We start from the raw sequence: 1,136 nt of genomic DNA, 5'->3' as shown, positions 1-1,136 counted from the left end.
TGCTCGTTGCGCTCGAGCGCGGCGATCTGCAGATCGTACGTGCCGCGCGCGGCAAGACCGTCCGACACCTCGCGGAACGCCGACTGGATCGCCTTCTCGTAGTTCGCGATCTCGATGCGCTTCTGCACGTTCGCGAGGTTCAGGTTCGCGATGTTCTGCCCGCCTTCGAAGATCGGCATCGTCAGTTGCGGCGCGAATGACCACGCCGCCGTGCCGGCCTTGAACAGCCCGCCGAGCGTCGGGCTCGCGGTGCCGAACGCGGCCGTCAGCGAGATGCGCGGGAAGAACGCCGCGCGCGCCGCGCCGATGTTCGCGTTCGCGGCCAGCAGCGTCTGCTCGGCCTGCATCACGTCGGGGCGACGCGTGAGCAGGTCCGACGGCAGGCCCGCCGGCACGTCGGTGAGCAGGTTCTGCGCGTCGAGCGACATGCCGGCCGGCAGATCGTCAGGCAGCGGCTCGCCGATCAGCAGCACCAGCGCATTCACCGCCTGCGCCCGCGCACGCGCCTGCGCCTGCTGGTTCGCGAGCGCCTGCTCGACGACCGTCTGCGCCTGACGCAGATCGAGCTCCGAGCCCGTACCGTTGTCGAACTGCAGCTTGGTCAGGTCGTACGACGCCTGCGCGGTCTTCAGCGTGTTCTCCGTGACCTTCAGCAGGTCCTCGGTCGACAGCAACGTCAGATACTGGTCCGCGACCTGCGACACGAGCGAGATCTCGGTGGCCTGCCGTGCATACGAGGTCGACAGATACTGCGCGAGCGCCTGATCCTTCAGGCTCTGCACGCGGCCGAACAGGTCGAGCTCCCAGGACGCGGAAAGCCCGACGCTGTAGGTGCGCGTGATGAGCGGCTGGCGCGTCGTCGACACGCCCGCGGGGTAGCGCTGGATGTTGCCGGAGCCGGTGCCGTCTAGGGTCGGGAACAGCCCTGCGCGCGTGATCTGGTACTGCGCGCGCGACGCCTCGATGTTCAGCACCGCGACGCGCAGGTCGCGGTTGTTGTTCAGCGCGATCTCGATCAGCCGCTGCAGGCGCGGATCGGCGAAGAATTCGCGCCAGCCGATGGCGCTCGCCGCCTGGCCGTTGGCGCTGCGCGTGCCGGCCGCAGCGGGCTGCGTCGCGTAGACGCCGCCGGCCGG

1 protein-coding gene is annotated in these 1,136 nt (G+C 69.5%); it reads right to left on the bottom strand.

Annotation, left to right across the window (positions count from 1 at the left end):
• The coding region (locus C3Y15_RS31445; protein ID WP_124260318.1) for an efflux transporter outer membrane subunit at positions 1 to 1,136 on the bottom strand (1,136 nt) is incomplete at both ends.

This window comes from Burkholderia sp. B10 (genome assembly GCF_004368385.1).
GTDB classification, from domain to species: Bacteria; Pseudomonadota; Gammaproteobacteria; order Burkholderiales; family Burkholderiaceae; genus Burkholderia; species Burkholderia vietnamiensis.
Note: the sequence above shows the minus strand (reverse complement) of the source record. Positions and strands in the feature narration are given on the sequence as shown.